The sequence below is a fragment of the Flavobacterium anhuiense genome (genome assembly GCF_004151235.1).
GTDB lineage: Bacteria > Bacteroidota > Bacteroidia > Flavobacteriales > Flavobacteriaceae > Flavobacterium > Flavobacterium anhuiense_A.
Map to the genome: position 1 here is coordinate 201,924 of NZ_JUIV01000004.1, position 19,891 is coordinate 221,814.

18 protein-coding genes are annotated in these 19,891 nt (G+C 33.7%); 10 read left to right on the forward strand and 8 right to left on the reverse strand.

The window, feature by feature from the left end:
• Positions 1-89: 89 nt before the first annotated feature.
• From recO to gdhA, 3 genes are all read right to left on the reverse strand, one after another.
• On the reverse strand, positions 90-803 hold the full coding sequence (gene recO, locus NU08_RS08140) for a DNA repair protein RecO (protein WP_129746643.1): 714 nt from the start codon (positions 801-803) through the stop codon (positions 90-92).
• Positions 804-875: 72 nt separating this feature from the next.
• Positions 876-3,158 (reverse strand): T9SS type A sorting domain-containing protein, encoded by a 2,283-nt coding sequence (locus tag NU08_RS08145; protein WP_129746742.1) that lies wholly within the window; start codon positions 3,156-3,158, stop codon positions 876-878.
• A gap of 127 nt (positions 3,159-3,285) precedes the next feature.
• The gene (gene gdhA / locus NU08_RS08150; protein WP_129746644.1) at positions 3,286-4,629 is read right to left on the reverse strand and encodes an NADP-specific glutamate dehydrogenase; all 1,344 of its coding nucleotides are present in this window, start codon (positions 4,627-4,629) and stop codon (positions 3,286-3,288) included.
• Between the two features lie 327 nt (positions 4,630-4,956).
• Here gdhA and NU08_RS08155 point away from each other — a divergent pair, with 327 nt between their 5' ends.
• Positions 4,957-5,748, forward strand: a complete 792-nt coding sequence (locus NU08_RS08155) for a THC0290_0291 family protein (protein WP_129746645.1) — start codon at positions 4,957-4,959, stop codon at positions 5,746-5,748.
• A 91-nt stretch (positions 5,749-5,839) separates the two neighbouring features.
• Here NU08_RS08155 and NU08_RS08160 read toward each other — a convergent pair whose 3' ends face one another.
• Complete coding sequence (locus NU08_RS08160) at positions 5,840-6,982, reverse strand: cystathionine gamma-synthase (RefSeq protein WP_129746646.1); 1,143 nt, start codon at positions 6,980-6,982, stop codon at positions 5,840-5,842.
• 104 nt (positions 6,983-7,086) lie between these two features.
• Between NU08_RS08160 and NU08_RS08165 the strand changes: the two genes are divergently transcribed.
• A complete protein-coding gene (locus NU08_RS08165; RefSeq protein ID WP_129746647.1) occupies positions 7,087-7,830 on the forward strand; it encodes a DUF3298 and DUF4163 domain-containing protein in 744 nt (247 codons plus the stop codon).
• Between the two features lie 114 nt (positions 7,831-7,944).
• On the opposite strand, the gene NU08_RS08170 is transcribed toward NU08_RS08165, so the two are convergent.
• Together NU08_RS08170 and NU08_RS08175 are read right to left on the reverse strand one after the other, a co-directional pair.
• A complete protein-coding gene (locus tag NU08_RS08170; protein WP_129746648.1) occupies positions 7,945-9,090 on the reverse strand; it encodes an ATP-binding protein in 1,146 nt (381 codons plus the stop codon).
• A 109-nt stretch (positions 9,091-9,199) separates the two neighbouring features.
• A complete protein-coding gene (locus NU08_RS08175) occupies positions 9,200-9,955 on the reverse strand; it encodes an SDR family NAD(P)-dependent oxidoreductase (protein ID WP_129746649.1) in 756 nt (251 codons plus the stop codon).
• 184 nt (positions 9,956-10,139) lie between these two features.
• Here NU08_RS08175 and NU08_RS08180 point away from each other — a divergent pair, with 184 nt between their 5' ends.
• Positions 10,140-10,949, forward strand: coding sequence for a DUF4382 domain-containing protein (locus NU08_RS08180; protein WP_129746650.1), 810 nt, complete (start codon positions 10,140-10,142; stop codon positions 10,947-10,949).
• Between the two features lie 105 nt (positions 10,950-11,054).
• Here the strand turns inward: NU08_RS08180 and NU08_RS08185 are convergent, their stop codons facing one another.
• Positions 11,055-11,561 carry a GNAT family N-acetyltransferase gene (locus NU08_RS08185; RefSeq protein ID WP_129746651.1) on the reverse strand — a complete coding sequence of 169 codons (507 nt, stop codon included), beginning with the start codon at positions 11,559-11,561 and terminating at the stop codon, positions 11,055-11,057.
• Positions 11,562-11,578: 17 nt separating this feature from the next.
• Positions 11,579-12,454, reverse strand: coding sequence for an aldo/keto reductase family oxidoreductase (locus NU08_RS08190; RefSeq protein WP_129746652.1), 876 nt, complete (start codon positions 12,452-12,454; stop codon positions 11,579-11,581).
• A 212-nt stretch (positions 12,455-12,666) separates the two neighbouring features.
• Here NU08_RS08190 and NU08_RS08195 point away from each other — a divergent pair, with 212 nt between their 5' ends.
• The 7 genes from NU08_RS08195 to NU08_RS08225 all read left to right on the forward strand — a co-directional run bounded on the left by NU08_RS08195 (position 12,667) and on the right by NU08_RS08225 (position 19,845).
• Positions 12,667-13,671 carry an AAA family ATPase gene (locus NU08_RS08195; RefSeq protein WP_008465328.1) on the forward strand — a complete coding sequence of 335 codons (1,005 nt, stop codon included), beginning with the start codon at positions 12,667-12,669 and terminating at the stop codon, positions 13,669-13,671.
• A gap of 77 nt (positions 13,672-13,748) precedes the next feature.
• Positions 13,749-14,612, forward strand: a complete 864-nt coding sequence (locus NU08_RS08200; RefSeq protein WP_129746653.1) for a DUF58 domain-containing protein — start codon at positions 13,749-13,751, stop codon at positions 14,610-14,612.
• Between the two features lie 74 nt (positions 14,613-14,686).
• Positions 14,687-15,043 carry a four helix bundle protein gene (locus NU08_RS08205; protein WP_095953888.1) on the forward strand — a complete coding sequence of 119 codons (357 nt, stop codon included), beginning with the start codon at positions 14,687-14,689 and terminating at the stop codon, positions 15,041-15,043.
• An 88-nt stretch (positions 15,044-15,131) separates the two neighbouring features.
• Positions 15,132-16,769, forward strand: coding sequence for a hypothetical protein (locus NU08_RS08210; RefSeq protein ID WP_129746654.1), 1,638 nt, complete (start codon positions 15,132-15,134; stop codon positions 16,767-16,769).
• Positions 16,769-17,770 (forward strand): vWA domain-containing protein, encoded by a 1,002-nt coding sequence (locus NU08_RS08215; protein ID WP_129746655.1) that lies wholly within the window; start codon positions 16,769-16,771, stop codon positions 17,768-17,770. The genes NU08_RS08210 and NU08_RS08215 overlap by 1 nt, the downstream gene beginning before the upstream one ends.
• A 140-nt stretch (positions 17,771-17,910) precedes the next feature.
• On the forward strand, positions 17,911-18,945 hold the full coding sequence (locus tag NU08_RS08220; protein ID WP_129746656.1) for a vWA domain-containing protein: 1,035 nt from the start codon (positions 17,911-17,913) through the stop codon (positions 18,943-18,945).
• Positions 18,946-19,074: 129 nt separating this feature from the next.
• Complete coding sequence (locus NU08_RS08225) at positions 19,075-19,845, forward strand: tetratricopeptide repeat protein (protein WP_129746657.1); 771 nt, start codon at positions 19,075-19,077, stop codon at positions 19,843-19,845.
• Positions 19,846-19,891: the final 46 nt, after the last annotated feature.

Genomic DNA, 19,891 nt, shown 5'->3' on the forward strand with positions numbered 1-19,891 from the left:
GAGGAAAATAGATAAAAGATAAGACAAAAAAGACCGATTTCAGGAAATTTCGAGTAGATTCCGCAATAAATAATATCCTTTTTAGTGATTTAAGAGAAAACTTCCTTTAAAACCTCTAAAGATTTAGGTTTTTTGAATCCTTCTAAGTGCAGACTATAGTAGTCAATTAGAATTTTCAAGAGGATTTGCCTTTCTAAAACATGAAAAACTTTTTGATCGTTATCAAATTTTAATTCCAATAGTTTTTTAAACAAATTGGTTTCGTGTTCTGATAAAACACTCGCTCCTTGAAAAAGTGCAAAAACACCTTCATTCATTTCAAAATGAGGCAAATTAATTTCTGAAATATCTGGATAAAAACCTAAATATTTGGTAATTTCTAAAAGCAAAATCAAATGAAAATTTGAAATTTCTTCATGATGGTCCAGCCAAGTCAGAGCGGTTTCCAAAAAAAGGAAAAGCTGCTCGTTTTTTTCTTCTTCCTGAATGGAATAATGAAGCATTTCAGACAAAAACATCACCATTGTACTTTTAACAATATCAGTATGGATAGTCTGAAACGGAACGGCTGTTTTTATTTCTTTAAAATTTTCAAGTGTTCCTTTATTTTTATGAACGGCTTCAATTTCTAAAATCGAAAAAGGCTGAAAATAAGCAATCTTTTGACTTGCTTTACGGCTGGAAAATGCATCGCGCACAAAATAAGATTTCAGTCCGCTAGAAAGTGTAAAGCATTTTACAATCAAGCTTTTTTCCTGAAATTTTATAGAAGAGATTACTATGGCTTTTGTTTTGACGAGCACTTTTTTAGACTTCTTAGATACTAGATTATTAGACTTCTTGGCTATTTGCTTTTGATACTTTTGACTTTCAGACTAACGAATAATCATTACTTTTTTGACTTTAGTTTCACCGCCATCTTCCGCAGAAATAAAAACCATGTAAACTCCAGAAGCCACTTTATATTTGCCAAAAGCGGTTGTATCCCATTCGATTGTTCCACCAGAAGATGTTACTTCGTAAACTAAATTTCCTTCGATATCTGTGATTTTCACATTGGCTTTATCGATCAATCCAGCAACTTTTACAGTTCCTGTATAAGTCGGGCGTACTGGATTCGGATAAACATATACATTACTCAAATCGTCGTTTGCCTCTGTTGCTATTCCGTTAAACGAAATCAGCCCTTTATTGGTTGCAATAAAAACTTCTCCCGTTTTACCATTTATCTTGATATCATTTACATAATTGCTCGGCAGCGGAGAATTATTTATAGTAAAATGATATTTGGTTTCCTGACCATTTGGAGAAACCATAAAAACTCCAGAATCAGCTGTTCCTATCCATTTATGGTTTGCTCCATCAACTGCTATTGAAGTAATAAACTGTTCGTATAATAATTCCTGTGCCAAATCGTCTTCGTTAATAATAATAGGATTTGCTTTTAATTGACTTTCCGACTGAAAACTTGAGACATTTGACAAAACTCTCAGCCCTTTTGTTGTTCCAATCCAAAGCTGATTTTTAGTGTCTAATGCTAAAGCTCGAACATCGGCTATTGGTAAATTTCCAGCATCAACACCAAAAGTCATTTTTTTGAACGTATTAGTGCTTTCATTAAACCCAACAACTCCACTTTTTAGAGTTCCAATCCACTTTACATTATTTCGATCTATGGCTATACTCGAATAGTTTTCTTCTTCGGCATTGTCTATAATCGAAGTCATGGCATAACTTCCCCATTGTCCATTTGTTTTTAAAACCTTCAGTCCATTTTTAATTCGGCTGTTTGTTACCCAAAGATTTGCAGATTTATCAAATGCCGTTGCATTTATACGAACATCAATATAATTTGGCCCTTCTGTAGTTATAGATTCTAAACCGCTATTTTTTTCATTGTATAAAAAATTAGGCACATCATTTTCAACTTTTACCAAACCAGAAAAGAATGAACTCGCATAAACTTGTTTTTCATTATTTGGATTAACAAGAACTCTTGTGATTGATTTTGCGTCATAGACTTCAGAATACGGAATGTTCAGCCAACCAGAAGCATTATACCTGCTAATTCCGTAATTATCTAAAGGATAAGGATTATACGAAACATCATAGTCGCCGTAAACTGTCCACAAAACACTAGAACCTGCATCTATAGCAAAAATATTATTTCGAATTGGTCCAGCTGGCGTATTATTCTCAAAAGCGGCTACATTATTAAGAGAAGAAGCAAATAGACCTTTTTCTTTTGTTCCAATAAAAATCTGATTTCCAACAGCGGTTGCACAGCTAAAATTCAAAGTATTGTCTAAAACCTGAGAATTTGTAATTTGACGATTCAAAACCATTTGATTATTGTACACATAAACCGTATTGGCAGTTGTAATAAATAAACTATGATTTTTGGCTCTAGTATCGACTGCTGCTTGAGGCAATTGCAAAAATCCAACAAAAGTATTTGAGTTGAATCTATGAATATATCCTGAATCATTTATTGCGATAAGCTCAGTATCCAGAGTCTCTACGCTAGACCAATTTCCTCCATTTACAATCGACCACTGATTGTAATCTATAAGATTAGCATTTGTCTTATCTGCTTTTCTAATCCCACTTGATGTTGCAGCAAAAATAAATCCGTTATATAACGCGGTTTGTTTTATGCTTATTTCAGCTCCGTTGTCACCAATAAAATAAGTATCGCCAAATTGCGAAGTTTTCAAATTGAATTGCACAATTCCAAAATCACAAGAAATATAAACCAATCCATTATCTTCCATAAAGTGATTGATCTTTTTTGCATTTGCGGGCAGTTGTTTGTTAATGATATCAACTACTTTGAGAATACTTCCGTCAATATCATTAATCAAAATCATCAAACCATTTTCGTAGCCGATTATCGTTTTTTTGAATGCCTCGCTATAATAAACCGCAGAAATGGTCTGACCTGATAGTCCATCGACGGTAGTTGTGGTCTTAAGAATATTTGTTGCTGTATTTTTTGAAAACAACGCATTTTCTGAAGCCGCAAAAACACTTGTAGCCGACTCAGAAATATCTTTTATTTCATTAAATGAAAAATATCCCTGCCAAGACAATTTGCCCTGCGCTCCGCAAAACTGGATGAGAAGTAAAAACAAACTGCAGAAAAATACTTTTTTCATCATTTAATATATTCGATTAGGACAAATATACTACAATCAAGATTTTATTTAATTTTTAACACAAATAAAATACCCTCGATATCTTATCCAGACAATCGAGGGTATTTCTTATAGTAGTAAGTAAATCTTAAACGACACCTTGTGCAAGCATCGCATCGGCAACTTTCACAAATCCGGCAATGTTTGCTCCTTTTACGTAGTTCACATATCCGTCTTCTTCAGCACCGTATTTTTTACATTGGTTATGAATTCCGATCATGATTTCTTTCAATCTCAAGTCTACTTCTTCACTTGTCCAGTTTAGACGAATTGAGTTTTGAGTCATTTCTAATCCAGAAGCAGCCACACCACCAGCGTTTGCAGCTTTTCCAGGAGCGAATAACACTTTATTGTCTAAGAAAAGTTTAATAGCATCTAATGTAGAAGGCATGTTTGCAGCTTCAGTCACACATAAAACGCCATTATCTATTAATTTCTTAGCATCATCACCGTTTAATTCGTTTTGAGTAGCACATGGAATTGCGATATCTACTTTTACTTCCCAAGGGCTTTTTCCTTTATGGAAAACAGCATTTGGATATTTCTCTAAATATCTTTCTGCTCTATTATCTCCAGTAGCTCTCATTTCAAGCATATGATCGATTTTTTCTCCAGAAATACCTTCTTCATCGTAAATGTATCCGTCAGGTCCAGAAATAGTAACTACTTTACCTCCTAATTCATTTACTTTTAAAGCTACTCCCCAAGCTACGTTTCCGAATCCTGAAATAGCTACTCTTTTACCTTTAATCTCATGTCCGATAGTACGAAGCATTTGATCTGTAAAATAAACTACTCCATATCCTGTAGCTTCTGGTCTGATTAATGAACCTCCATAAGCTAAACCTTTTCCAGTTAAAACTCCAGTAAATTCATTTCTAATTCTTTTGTACTGTCCGAACAAATAACCAATTTCTCTTGCTCCAACGCCAATATCTCCAGCCGGAACGTCAAGATCTGGTCCAATATGACGGCATAATTCTGTCATGAATGACTGGCAGAAACGCATAATTTCTCCATCAGATTTTCCTTCTGGATCAAAATCAGATCCTCCTTTACCTCCGCCCATTGGAAGAGTTGTCAAACTGTTTTTGAAAACTTGTTCGAAAGCAAGGAATTTTAAAACTGATAAATTTACTGTATGGTGAAATCTAATCCCTCCTTTGTAAGGTCCAATTGCAGAGTTCATCTGAATTCTAAAACCTCTATTTACAATAATTTCTCCCTTATCGTCTACCCACGGAACTCTAAATATTATTGATCTTTCCGGTTCAGCGATTCTTAAAAGAATATTCTTTCCATCATATTTTTTACGCTCAGATATAAACGGAATTACAGTTTCTGCAAACTCTCTAACTGCTTGAAGAAATTCTGGCTCGTTTGGATTTTTTGACTCAATAAGAGCCATAAATTCATTTATTTTTTGTTCCATCTTTGAAATAAATTTTTCAGATAATTTAGATTTAATTTTTACTCTTATAAAAATAAGAAATCATGTTTAAGAAAACGTTTTCGTTTTAACTGACAAAGATATAGCAAATAATGATTCAATGTTACATTTTTCACTTTTTTGAATCGATTTGTGGTTTTTTCAAACATTCCAAAAAAAACACATTTTTCATGTAGGTGTTTACATGCAAATCACCTTTTAAAAGTTAGTAAATTAAGTATTTTGTTACTTATTTTTCAATACATCGATTTAATATTTTGAATCGATTAGGTTTTTTATATATTTGCCACGATTTGTAAGCCCCTAAAAATGTCTAAACACCTATTTATCACATTATTTGCCTTGTTCGGCATCTCAACTGCCGTATCAGCGCAAGGATTAGCCCAAGAGATCGGAATCTATGCAGGACCAGTAACTTTACAGTCCGATTTTGGAGAAAGAAACAACTTTGATAATAATGTCGGAAACACAGGTTTTGGCATTGGAGTCATGCACTTTATTAACTTCTCTGCCAATAACAATAGAGAAAATTATTTCACAGAACATTTTAAAGTAAGATCTGATCTGTCTTACAGCCGAACCAATTTAAAACATCATGGCAAATGGGTTGATTATAAGTCTAACGGATTATTTGCAACACAGTTGAGAAACATGCATGCCAGCTCAAGCATTGTAAGCTTGGGCACACAGCTAGAATTTTCTCCTTTTATGAAAATTCACGATTTCGAAAACACAATTGGTAGCTTCAGTCCGTATGGAGCTTTTGGGGTTCAAGTAAGCTATTATTCAGCAAAAGTTGGATCACATTTAGGAGACATTACATTTCCTGCTAATACTCCAGGAAAATATTTAACTCCATCTGACGGACGTGCACATGGATTCTCTACCGAAACCGGTGTAGCATTAGCAGCAACAGCAGCAATTGGAGTTCATTATAAACTGACTGAAATGAGTGATTTGATGTTTGAAACTCGTTTTCATATGTACAGCTCAGACTGGATCGACGGATTAAATCCAAACAAAGATATCTACAAAGAAAATAAATCTAACGACTGGCAAGTTTGGTTTAACTTCGGATACATCTACTATTTACAATTTTAAAAAAATTTTAAATCCAAAATATACAAATCCCAAATTCCAGAACTATTAAAAAGTGGAATTTGGGATTTTAGTTTTATTGCAAATTCTTTTTTTAAGAAAGGGCTTGTTCCAAATCCGCAATTAAATCTTCTGCATCTTCAATACCAACGCTTAATCGAACCAAATCGTCAGTAATACCAACTTCTGCTCTTTTATCTGCAGGAATCGATGCGTGTGTCATTAATGCTGGATGATTAGCCAATGATTCTACTCCACCTAAAGACTCTGCTAAAGTAAACACTTTTAGTTTCTCTAAAAATGCAATAGAATCTTCTTTTTTACCCGATTTAAAATCGAATGAAACCATTCCGCCAAAAGCTTTCATTTGTTTCTTCGCAATTTCATGAAATGGGTGATTTTCTAAACCTGGATAATAAACCGTTTTAATCTTTGGGTGATTGCTTAAATATTCAACCACTTTTTCTCCATTTTCACAATGTCTCTGAACTCTTAATGCTAATGTTTTAATTCCTCTTAAAACCAAAAAGCTATCCATTGGTCCAAGAGTTGCTCCTGTTGCAAATTGCTGAAAATGCAATTGATCTCCAAGGGCTGCGTCTTTTACAATTAAAGCTCCAGCAATAACATCAGAATGTCCTCCTAAATATTTTGTTGCTGAGTGCATTACAATATCAGCTCCTAAATCTAGAGGTTTTTGCAAATATGGCGTTGCGAAAGTATTATCTACGGCAAGAAGAATTTTTTTCTCCTGAGTAATTTTTGCTATTTCTTGAATGTCTGCCAATTTCATCAACGGATTGGTTGGTGTTTCTACCCAGATTAACTTCGTATTTTCGTTGATTAAACTTTTCAGTTTATCAATATTTGTCATATCGACAAAATGAAATTTAATACCCGAATCTTTATAAACACGAGAGAACATTCTGTATGTTCCTCCGTATAAATCATCCATCGCAATGATTTCGTCTCCAGCTTTAAAAGATCTTAAAACGCAATCTGTAGCTGCAAGGCCAGAAGAAAAAGCCAATCCGCGAGTTCCGTTTTCAATACTTGCCAACGCTTCTTCCAGAGCTGTACGAGTAGGATTTGAAGCTCGGCTATATTCGTAATCTGCCAAAGGTTTCCCCGGGCTTGATTGCACAAATGTTGAAGTTTGATATACCGGAGGCATAACCGCACCTGTACTTGGATCATGATGCTGACCACCATGTATTACTTTTGTATTGAATTTCATATAGTTATAAATTTTAATTCTGTAATTCTTTTACAAATTTACCGCTTAATTTATTTTATCGTGACACAACTTCTTACCTTTGTAGATAATTAACACTTTTTGATATGAAAAATTCCATATTTATAATCTTTTTGTGTTTGATTTTTACAAGTTGCAAAAAAGAGCTTTCATTTGAAAATGAAACATTTGAAGAGAAATCTACTGTACCGTGCGCAAATGACTGCCCAAAAATCACGATAGAAGTTCCTATTGCTAAAAATATTAAAGTAACATCAGACAGCATCAATAAAAAAGTCTTTGCTGTTATAAAAGAGATTGTATTTTTCGAAGAAGATTCAGTAAAAGTTGATGATTATAAATCGTTGGCTAAATCTTTTATTGCTTCATATGAAGAAATGCATCAAAAATTCCCAAATGACACTTTTGGTTGGGAAGCAAAAATTATTGGAAATGTCGAATTTGAATCTGACCAAGTTTTAAACCTTAAAATTGATCACTATACTTTTACTGGAGGCGCTCACGGATATCAAGGCTATCGATCATTGTTATTTGATAAAAAAACTGGTAAGACAATTTTCAACAAACAATTATTTAAAAACGAAAATGAGTTTAAAGCTTTCGCCGAAAAAACTTTTAGAGCAAAATATAAAATTCCTGAAAAAGCGAATATTAATGCTACTGGCTTGATGTTCGAAAATGATAAATTTCAACTGCCTCAAAACATTTTTTATACCTCTGCAGGTTTACTTTTATATTACAATTCATACGAAGCCGCATCTTACGCAGATGGTCCAAAAGAGCTTATATTTCCCTATGAAGAAGTAAAAAAATATTTGAATTTTCAATAAAAAAAAAATAAATCAAGCCATTTAATTTGGTTCCTGTATATCGTAGAGACGCACTGCAGTGCATCTCTACAGTAAATCTCAGAATCTTAGTATCTCAGCAACTTAGAACCTTTTCTACTGAACATCATATTTCATTTTACGCAAAACCCTCAAAGCTTCTTTAAAAGAAGAATAAATATTTTTATACGGCTTTAAAAGTAGTTTAGCGTCAATCAATTTTTGTCTGGCATCTTCAAAACCATTCAAATGACAAATCATAAAAGTAGAAGGCAGATTCTCTAGGTCTTTCATTTCACGCTCAGATAATGACATCTCTTTTTCAAGTTTTCTTAGCAGAGCTATATTAGAATTATAAATGTGATGTAACATTTTTCTGTTGAATTCTGGTGGCTGAAAAAGCATTTGACGATCGATTTTATAATAACCATTGTCAAAAAAATGAATCGTTTGTTCTTCAAGCGGATAATAACTCGTTTTGTCATTCAACCCCAAAGGAACATATTCTGTGATTGTAAAAGTATCGTCATTATAATCTATCGTGACAACGTCTTGCGCAGAATAAAAAAGCTTAATCTGTTCGTTTATCAATTCGATATCTACACGCGACAAATACGTTTTTTCACGAAGTTTTTTTGGAACTCCAGCCCAGCAGATTACAAACAACTCTTTAAAAACATGATATTTTGGCGACATATCTTTATGCCTGAAATTCATAAAATCGATAACCCCATCTAAAGTATATTGAATGCTGTTTCGAGAGCTATTTTCAATCCCGATTACAGTTTCTGTATTCTGATTGCTTTTTTCGATTTCCTCGTGTTCTTCGAGCGGAATCGAATTACTGCCACGTCTTATGAAAACGCTATTCGCTAAAATGGTATGGATTCCTTTTTTAAAGTACGAGATTTTACTTTTAGGCTTTATGGTGACAAGACCAACTACTTTGTCTTTTGGAAGGTTTGGAAAAGGGACGTTTTCGTATTGAATTTTTGGAGGATTTTCTAAAAAAGCATTCACCAGATTTTGAATTCGGCTGTCATCAAAGAAATCATCGCCAACAATTTCGTTATCTTGATCTTCTACTCCAACTACTATATAAGAATTATTGTTCGGATTGGAATTTGATAGCGCGCAAATATGCTTCAAGAACTTTCCTTTTCCTTCTCTGGAATGAAGATTCAATTGCCTTTTCTTATCATAAAAACTGCTTTCGTCATTATGAGCGAGGAGATTTTTAATTAAAAGGCGCTTATTAATCATTCTTTCTAGATTATTAGACTGACTTAGATTTTTAGACTTCTTAGATTGATTTTCAGTTTTCTAAATTAAACTAAAGATCTAACTTCTAAGAAGTCTAACTATCTAATTTTTAAATATTTTTCTTCACAATCGTCGAAGACGCCTGAGCCGTACTCATGACAACCAAATCAGCAATATTAACATGATACGGTCTTGAAACTACAAAATGAATAATATCGGCAATATCTTCTGCCTGAAGCGGATCAAATCCTTTGTAAACATTTGCTGCTCTTTCAACGTCTCCTTTAAAACGAACTTCACTAAATTCTGTCGCCACCATTCCTGGATGAATGCCTCCAACTCTAATACCAAACGGATTCAAATCGATTCGCATTCCTGCTGTAATGGCATCAACGGCGTGTTTAGAACCGCAATATACATTTCCGTTCGGATACACTTCTTTAGCTGCTGTCGAACCAATATTAATAATGTGCCCAGATTGTCTTTCTACCATTTGCGGAATGATTGCTTTTGATACGTACAAAAGTCCTTTTACATTAATATCAATCATCGCATCCCAATCGTCTAAATCTCCATTTTGAATCGGATCTAAACCATGTGCATTTCCTGCATTATTAATTAAAACGTCGATAGCCGAAAAATCGTTTGGCAAAGAGCCTATTTTTTCTAAAGCTTCTTCTTTATTTCGAACGTCAAATGCTAAAGAATGCACTTCTGTAAAAGCAGAAAGTTCTTTCTGAAGTTCTTCTAAACGGTCTTTACGTCTTCCGCAAAGCACAACTTTATAATTATTTCTTGCTAAAATCTGAGCAGTTGCTTTTCCAATTCCGCTTGTAGCACCAGTAATTAAAACTGTTTTTTTCATTTTAAATTATTTGTTTTTTGACACATAATAAAGTAATGTATCAATTTTAGGATCCATTTTTTACGATTAAATAAAATCCTAATGTCTTAAGATTTGATTAATTCAACACAAAATTACGTTATAAAAACACTAAATAGATTCTGTTTTTCGTTATTAATTTACTAATTTTTTAAAAAACAAATTTATGAAAAGTACAACCCTCAAATTTAAAATTTTTCTCTTGACTTCATTATCTACCCTATTTCTAGCAAGTTGTAGCAGTAATGATGGTAATGATGGCACACAAACTTCAAAAGTAAGTGTACGAATGACAGATGCACCGGGTGATTATGACCAAGTAAACGTTGAAGTTTTAGACGTTAAAATTAAAAGTAATTCTGAAACTGGCGAAGATGGCTGGGTTAGTATAGGAAACATAAAACCTGGAGTATATAATTTACTAGATTTAACTGGCGGTGTAAATGTGCTTTTAGCAGATAATGAAGTGCCTTCTGGATTTTTAGGCCAAATTCGATTAATTCTTGGAGACAAAAACACTGTTGTTAAAGACGGAGTAACTTATCCTTTAAAAACACCTAGTGCGCAACAATCAGGTTTAAAATTAAAAGTTAACCAAACATTGACAGCTGGTGCAACTTATGACTTTTTATTAGATTTTGATGTAGAACATTCTGTTGTTGTAGAAGCTGGCGGTTCTGGCAACTTCAATTTACATCCTGTAATCAGAGTATCTACAACTGCAACATCAGGAATAATTAAAGGATTAGTAACGCCTTTCTCTTTCCAATCTTTAGTATCTGTTCAAGTGGGAGACACAGCTATTTCAGCATATACAGATGAATCAGGAGCGTTTCAATTAAATGGTATTCCAGCAGGAACTTATTCTGTAACCATTACTCCTGATGCAAGTTCACAATTACCTGCTTTAGTTGTTCCAAATGTCGTGGTGGTAAACGGGCAAATCACAAACGTGAATACTCTAGTTTTAAAATAAAAAAAACCTAAAACATAAAAAACAGCTATTCTAAAAAGCAGAATAGCTGTTTTTTTTATGGTTATTCATTTAAAAATAAAAATGACTTTAATCTGTGGCATTTTTTCAATGCTTATTTTTCCATTCTTCTAAATTCAACACCATATTAAGCGCTGTCCAAGTTTCTCCATCGACTTCTCTCAAGTATTTTTTATCGGGATTAATAGTAAATCCAACTTTTTCATAACACTTTTGAGCTCCGATATTGAAGTCGAAAACATTCAATTCAATGTTTCTTTCTTTCCTGTTTTCAAAAATATATTGCAACATTAAGATCACCATTTTTTCACCAATTCCTTTTCCTCTCTGGTTTTGATCCATAATCAAGATTCGACCTAACTTTGCAACACCATCGTAAAAATAAATTTCGCAATGTCCAATCGTATTGCCATTAGAAGTATTTGCAACTCTAAAAGCAATCCTGTTTTCATCAGAAAGTGTTTTGCCTATTTGACTTTCCGTTAAGGGAAAAGTGAATTCTGGCCCGCCAAATTGCATTAAATCTTTTGCGTTTTTGACAGAATTAATCAATTCAGAATAATCTTTTTTCTCAAATTTTTCTAGGTGTATCATTTTTTCAGAATCGTAAATTAAGGCACATCGTCGCCCATACTTTCTGTCCAGATCGCAAACCAGTCTTGGTTATCCATTTCCAATTCTACAGCTTTCATCAAAGACTGAATTCTGGCAATGTTTACTGTTCCAGCAATCGGAATTATTTTTGCTGGATGTTTTAAAATCCAAGCCAATAATAAAGTATCAGAACCTAAATGATATTTTTCTACCAACTCAGAAAACAGTTTTTTCAGACGACGTGTTTTTTTGGTATCTTCTCTAAAAACAGTTCCAAGCGGATTCCAAGACAACGGACGAATTCCATGCGCCTGCATATAATCTAAGCTTCCGTCTGTCATTGCTTCGTAATGCGTTGCCGAAAATTGCACTTGATTGTAGCTCACTTCTGTTTTCTGGCGAATTAATTCTGTTTGAGAACTTGTAAAGTTAGAAAGTCCAAAATCGATAATTTTCCCTTCTCCTTTTAACTTTTCAACTGCTTCTGCAATTTCGTCAGCCTGCATTAACGGACTTGGTCTGTGAAGTAAAAAAACATCTACATAATCTGTTTTTAAATTCTTCAAAGAAGTTTCCACAGACTTAATAATATAGTCTTTAGAATAATCGTAATGTTTGATTTTGTTTTCAGGGCGTTTTTCAGCAATCATCTGAATGCCGCACTTGGTAATTAATTGTAATTTTTCACGGTTGATCTTACTTGCGTGAAAGGCTTTTCCAAAATCGGCTTCGGTCGTATACGAACCGTAAATATCCGCGTGATCAAAAGTCGTAATTTTGTTTTCGATACTCACTTGTATCATGTTTTCCATTTCTTTGGTTGTAAGGTTTTTATCCCAAACTCCCCAATTCATAGTGCCCGAAATTATAGGCGATAAGACTGTTTTGCTCATAATAATTATGCGTTATTTTTGGTAATAATTATGCTTTTATAAAACATAATCATCAAAGTTCTTAAAAATATAAAAATAGATTCACAATTAGTCCTTAAAATTAGGTCATTGGTCGAAGTTTTAACCATTCTTTAACATCTTACTTCTCAAAAAATATTCAATTTGCACTCTCAAAAATTAGGCGTAAAAATCAAGGTTTTAAAAATATTTATATGGAAGAAAATACAACGACTTTAGACATTAGAGCGATAAATGAAAAAATTGAAAGAGAAAGTGCTTTTATAGACCTTCTTACAATGGAAATGAACAAAGTTATTGTGGGTCAGAAACATATGGTCGAGCGTCTATTGATCGGATTACTTGGACAAGGGCATATTTTATTGGAAGGAGTTCCTGGTCTGGCAAAAACTTTAGCCATCAACACGCTTTCTCAAGCGGTTCAAGGATCTTTCAGCCGTATCCAGTTTACGCCAGATTTATTGCCTGCCGATGTTATCGGAACCATGATTTACAACATTAAAGCAAACGAGTTCTCAATTAAAAAAGGACCGATTTTCGCCAATTTCGTACTTGCCGATGAGATTAACCGTGCTCCTGCAAAAGTTCAATCAGCACTTTTGGAGGCGATGCAGGAGAAACAAGTTACTATTGGTGATTCAACTTTCAAATTAGATCGTCCGTTCTTGGTATTAGCAACGCAAAACCCTGTTGAGCAAGAAGGTACTTATGCACTTCCTGAAGCACAAGTTGACCGTTTTATGTTGAAAACCGTTATTGATTACCCAAAAATTGATGAAGAACGTTTTGTAATTCGTCAAAACTTAAAAGGATCTTTCGAAAAAGTAAACCCAGTGGTTTCTGTTGACCAGATTTTACGTGCGCAAGAAGCGGTTCGTGAAGTTTATATGGACGAAAAAATTGAGAAATATATCTTGGATATCATTTTTGCTACTCGTTATCCAGAAAAATACAAATTAGCCGATTTAAAACCGCTTATCAGTTTTGGGGCTTCTCCTCGTGGAAGTATCAACTTGGCTAATGCCGCTAAATGTTATGCTTTCATCAAACGTCGTGGTTATGTAATTCCAGAAGACGTTCGTGCCGTTGTTCACGATGTGTTACGTCACAGAGTTGGAATTACGTACGAAGCGGAAGCAGAAAACATTACTTCTGTAGACATTATCAACAAAATCGTTAACGAGATTGAAGTACCTTAAAAAGTTGATGGTTGATAGTTTTTTGTTGATGGTATTCGCCATCAACCAACAACCATAAACCATAAACCAAATCAAAAATGGATACAAAAGAGCTTTTAAAAAAAGTACGGAAAATAGAAATCAAAACGAAAAGGCTGAGTAATCATATCTTTTCGGGAGAATACCACTCTTCATTTAAAGGACGAGGAATGACGTTTAGCGAGGTGCGTCAATACCAATACGGAGATGATATTCGTAACATCGATTGGAATGTAACCGCACGCTACAACGAAGCTCATGTTAAGGTATTTGAAGAAGAACGCGAATTGACTATGGTTTTAATGGTCGACATTTCGGGTTCGGAATCTTTTGGTTCTAAAAATCAATTCAAGAAAGACATCGTAACCGAAATTGCGGCAACGATGGCTTTTTCGGCTACACAAAACAATGATAAAATTGGTTTAATCTTATTTTCTGACACCGTAGAATTATATATTCCACCAAAGAAAGGACGTTCGCACGTACTGCGTATCATTCGTGAATTGATCGAATTTGAACCAAAAAGTCACAAAACAGACATCGCTCAAGCTTTAAAATTCTTATCTGGAACTCAAAAGAAGAAAGCCATCATTTTTATGATTTCCGATTTTATGTCTGATTCTTACGAACATACATTAAAAATCGCTTCAAAAAAACATGACATTACTGGTGTTCGCGTGTATGATATTCGCGAAGAAAAAATTCCAAATTTAGGAATGGTAAATATGTTGGATGCCGAAACCGGAAAAATTCAATTGGTTGATACAAGTTCCAAAGTGGTTCGCATGAATTACGAGAAGCATTATCAGGAGAAACTAAATTACTTTAAAGATACTTTTCGTAAATCTGGAGCTGGAATTGTAAATACCAGAGTAGACGAAAATTACGTTACTAAACTATTAGGCTATTTCAAATCGAGGTAAAGATTTTTGATTTTTGATTAACGATTTTTGATTTATGATGTGTGTGATTTGAGATTAAAGGAAGTATTTAAGAAATGACTAAACAAGAATTAGAAAATAGATTGATTGATTTTGCAGCAACAATTATAATTATAGCAAGTAAGTTTGAAAAAAATTATGCAGGAAATCATTTATCTGGACAAATAATTCGATCGGGAACATCGCCAGCGCTAAATTACGGTGAAGCGCAAAGTGCAGAGAGTAAAAAAGATTTTATTCATAAAATGGGAATTTGTCTGAAAGAATTAAGAGAAACATTTGTTTGTTTGAAAATAATAGAAAAAGCAAATTTATCAACAGACAGAGAAAGTTTAATGCAGGTAAAAATAGAAGCAAATCAATTAATTTCCATTTTTGTATCCAGCATTAAAACATCAAAAAATAATTCATAAAAATTAAAGATTACAATTTTAGAAAACTATTGAGAAATCCTTGGAAAAATCAAAAATCAAAAATCGTTAATCTTCAATCGTTAATCAAATGAAATTTAAACTTTATATATTTTTATTGCTTTTTTCTACTATGATTTTTGCACAGCAGAAACAAGTAGAAACTAGTATTGACACCACCAAAAATAAGATTGGTGCAGAGTTCAAACTGACCCTGAAAACAGTTGTATCTTCAACAGCAAAAGTTGAATTCCCAAAACTTAAAAATATTGGTCCGTTAGAAGTAATTCAGTCTTATCCAATCGATACGGTTAAGAAAGACGCTACTAATTACGAACTCATAAAAAAATATGGTTTAACACAGTTTGATTCTGGACGTTATACAATTCCTAGCATTAAGATTTTAATAGACAAAAAGCCTTTTTATAGTGACTCTATTAAAGTTGAAGTTGCCAACGTAAAAGTGGACACTTTACAGCAGAAAATGTATGACATCAAAGATATTGCTTCGGCTGATGAAGGAATGGGAAATTGGTGGATTTACGTTTTAATTGTTTTAGCTATTATCGGAATCGGAGCTTTTGTTTATTGGTATGTTAAAAAACGCCAGCTGAAAAAAATCGAAGAAGAAGTTTATAAAACACCAATTGAAAAAGCAACTAGTTTATTAAACAACTTAGAGCAAAAAGAACTGGTTCAAAAAGGTGAAATTAAAGAATACTACAGCGAATTAACTGATATCGCTAGAAATTATATCGAAGAAGCCATTCATATTCCAGCAATGGAAAGTACAACTTCTGAGTTAATTCAGGCTATCAGAGTAGCATCGACACAAAAGAAAATGACGCTTACGCCTGAAACGGTTGAAAATCTCGAACGTGTTTTACGTCAGGCCGATTTGGTAAAATTTGCAAAATCAAAACCGCTTGATTTTGAAATTACTGAGGATAGAAATAAAATTCAGAAAGTAATTTTAACGCTTGACAATGCTATTCCGACAGAAGTTCCTGAGGATATAGAAGATCAGCTACTAAACGAAGCGCAAAGACAAAAACAAATTCAGGCACAGTTGAAAAAACAGCGCAATGCAAGAATTGGTTATGCAGTTGGAGCTGTCATACTATTATTGTTTGCTACAACAACTTTCTTTATTGTTACCAAGGGATTCAATTATGTAAAAGACAATATAATTGGCCATCCATCTAAAGAATTATTAGAAGGCGAATGGGTAAAAAGTGCTTACGGAAGTCCAGCCATTATTATTGAAACTCCAAAGGTTTTAAAAAGAATGGATGCGCAAAAAGTACTTCCAAAAGAAGCTATGGCTCTTATCAAAGAAATGCAGCTTTTTGCATATGGAAGCATGATTGACAATTTCTATGTAACGGTTTCTACGTCTAAATTCAAACAGCCAACCGATATTGACTTAAGCAAAACCCTTGAAGGAACTCTAAAAATCATTGAGGCTCAAGGCGGACAAAATATTATTGTAAAACAAGAAGATTTTCAAACAAACGAAGGTATTCAAGGAATAAAAGGTTATGGAACAATGACTGTTTTGAATCCGGCAACCAAAACGAGTACAAAAGCATATTATGAATTATTGCTTTTCAAACAAGATCAAGGTTTACAGCAAATTTTGATTTTACATGAAGAAGGCGATACTTATGCGAACGAGATTACAACTCGAATCTTAAATTCTGTTGAACTTCAAAGAGCAAACAACTAATGGGCAATTTCAGTTTTTTAAATCCAGAGTTTCTTTGGTTGTTTCTATTAATTCCGATTGCGATAATCTGGTTTTTCTGGAAACGCAACCAGCAATCGGCTACCTTAAAAATGAGTTCGACAGCAGGATTTCAAAACAGCGAATCGTTTTGGACCAAGTTTAAACCTGCTCTTTACGTTTTTAGAATTTTGGCTTTATGTTCTTTGATTATAGCTTTGGCTCGACCAAGAACAGTAGACATTAGCAACCAGACAAAAACGACAAAAGGAATTGACATCGTAATGGCAATTGACGTTTCTGGTTCTATGCTGGCAAAAGATTTAAAGCCAAACCGTATGGAAGCTTTAAAAAGAGTTGCTGCAGATTTCGTTGGAGAAAGACCAAACGACAGAATTGGTTTGGTTTTATACGCTTCTGAAGCTTATACCAAAACGCCCGTTACAAGCGATAAAGCCATTATTCTTGAAGCCATAAAAGGCATTAAATATGATAATGTTTTGCAAGACGGAACAGGAATTGGAATGGGATTGGCAACTGCTGTTAACCGTCTTAAAGACAGTAAAGCAAAAAGCCGTGTTATCATTCTGCTTACTGATGGTGTAAACAATGCCGGATTTATAGAACCAGAAACTGCAGCCGACATTGCGAAACAATACGGAATAAAAGTATATACAATTGGTCTTGGTACAAACGGAATGGCAGAATCACCATATGCTTATGCGCCAAACGGAGGTTTCTTATTCAAAATGCAAAAAGTTGAAATCGACGAAAGATTGATGAAAAGTATTGCTCGTAAAACAGACGGAACGTATTTTAGAGCTACTAGCAATGATAAATTAGCAGAAATATACAACTCAATCAATAAATTGGAAACCACAGAAATTCAGGAATTGAAATTCTATGATTATGATGAAAAGTACAGGTTTTTTGTTTTATTTGCTGGCTTTTTATTATTGCTCGAAGTTGGATTAAGAAATACAGTTTATAGAAGCTTTATTTGATTTTTCAAATCAAAAAATTCCAACAATAAAATTCAAAATAACAAATTGGAATTTGGAATTTTTAAAATTGGAGTTTAAAACAAGTTTGGAATTTGGAATTTATCTCAGAATTATTTGAGATTGGAATTTTAAAAATATTTATGGAATTAGACGAAAAAAAATATTTATATCTCTTATTACTAATCCCGATTGTGGTGTGTATTTTTCTTTTCAATATGTATTGGAAAAGAAGAACGCAACGCGAATTTGGTGATTTGGAAATGGTAAAAAGGCTGAGTCCTGAGAAGTCGGTTTTCAAACCTGTTTTAAAAATCGTAGTGATTCTTCTGGCACTTACGTGTTTGATTATCGGTTTAGTAAATCCGAAAATCGGAACCAAAATGGAAACCGTAAAACGAGAAGGTATTGATATTGTTTTCGCTGTCGACGTTTCTAAAAGTATGCTGGCAGAAGACGTTGTTCCTAGCCGTTTGGATAAAAGCAAACAGTTAGTTTCACAGATCATCAACAATTTAGGAAGTGATAGAATCGGAATCGTAGCTTATGCAGGAAGTGCTTTTCCTGTTTTACCAATCACATCAGATTACAGCGTTGCCAAAATGTTTCTGCAAAGCATGAGTCCAGGAATGGTTTCGTCTCAAGGAACATCTTTGGATGAAGCGATTAAATTGTCTTCGACTTATTTTGATGAAAAAAGCAAAACCAGCAAATTATTAATTCTGATTTCTGATGGAGAAGATCATTCTGAAGGTGCAGCTGCTGCGGCAGAAGAGGCCAATAAATTGGGAATGAAAATTATCACAATTGGTGTTGGAACAGAAAGAGGAGGAACAATTCCGTTAAAAGAAAATGGTGTTGTAAGAGGTTATCAGAAAGATCAAAACGGAGAAACCGTAATCACCAAATTAAACCAAGAAGGTTTAAAAACAATTGCAAAAGCAACAAAAGGTGGTTATGTTTACGGCGGAAGCACAAAAGAGGTTTTAGAATATGTCAAAAATGCTTTAAACAATATTCAGAAAACAGAATTTGAAGCTACACAAATGGCCGAATTTCAATCGCAGTTTCAATGGTTTATCGGATTTGCGTTTTTATTGCTTTTCCTAGACATTTTCTTATTAGAAAGAAAAACAAACTGGATCAAAGAGTTGGATTTATTTAATGAAAAGAAATAAAAAAGTTAGCCACTAATTGCTCGAATTTACACGAAAAACAATTGCTTTTTTGGTGAAATTCAAAAAGAAAATAACAAAATAAATTAGTGCCAATTAGCGAAATTCGTGGCGAAAAAAAATAAAACTAGAATGAAAAATTTACTTCTTTATATTTTACTAACCGTTTCTTTTGCAGTTTCTGCACAAGAAAAAGACAAATCATTGCCTGTTGGGAATGAAGAATATAAACAGAATAAATTTACTGATGCTGAGGCAAACTATAGAATTTCGGAATCAAAATTTCCTAAAAAATCAGCAGCGGCCTATAATTTAGGTAATACCATTTATAGACAAAATCAGATTTCGGAAGCTAAATTTGCTTACGCGAAAGCGATAAAAAATGCCAAAACAAGACCTGAAAAACACAAGGCTTATCATAATCTTGGAAATACTTTCATGAAAGAGAAAGATTACACACAGGCAGTTGAAGCTTACAAACAAGCACTTCGTAACGATCCAACCGACGAAGAAACGCGTTACAACTATGCTTACGCCAAACAAAAACTAAAAGAAAATCCTCCGAAAAACGATCAGAACAAAGATAAAAACAAGGACAAAGACAAGGATAAGGATAAAAATAAAGACAAGAACAAAGACAACAATAAAGACAAAGACAAGGATAAAGATAAGAAAGACGACAAAGGCGATCAGGACAAAGACAAAAAAGACGGTAAAAATGATCCTAAGCAAGATGATAAATCTGATAACCAAGGACAGCCAAAACCACAGCCTGGCGGAATATCAAAAGAGCGTGTTCAGAATTTATTAGATGCGGTAAATAATGAAGAAAAGAAAATTCAGGACAAAGTAAATGCTCAGAAAGTAAAAGCAAATCCTAAGAAAACAGAAAAAGACTGGTAGGATTTTGAGTTTAATCGTTTAATTGTTTATTTGTTTAATCGAATAT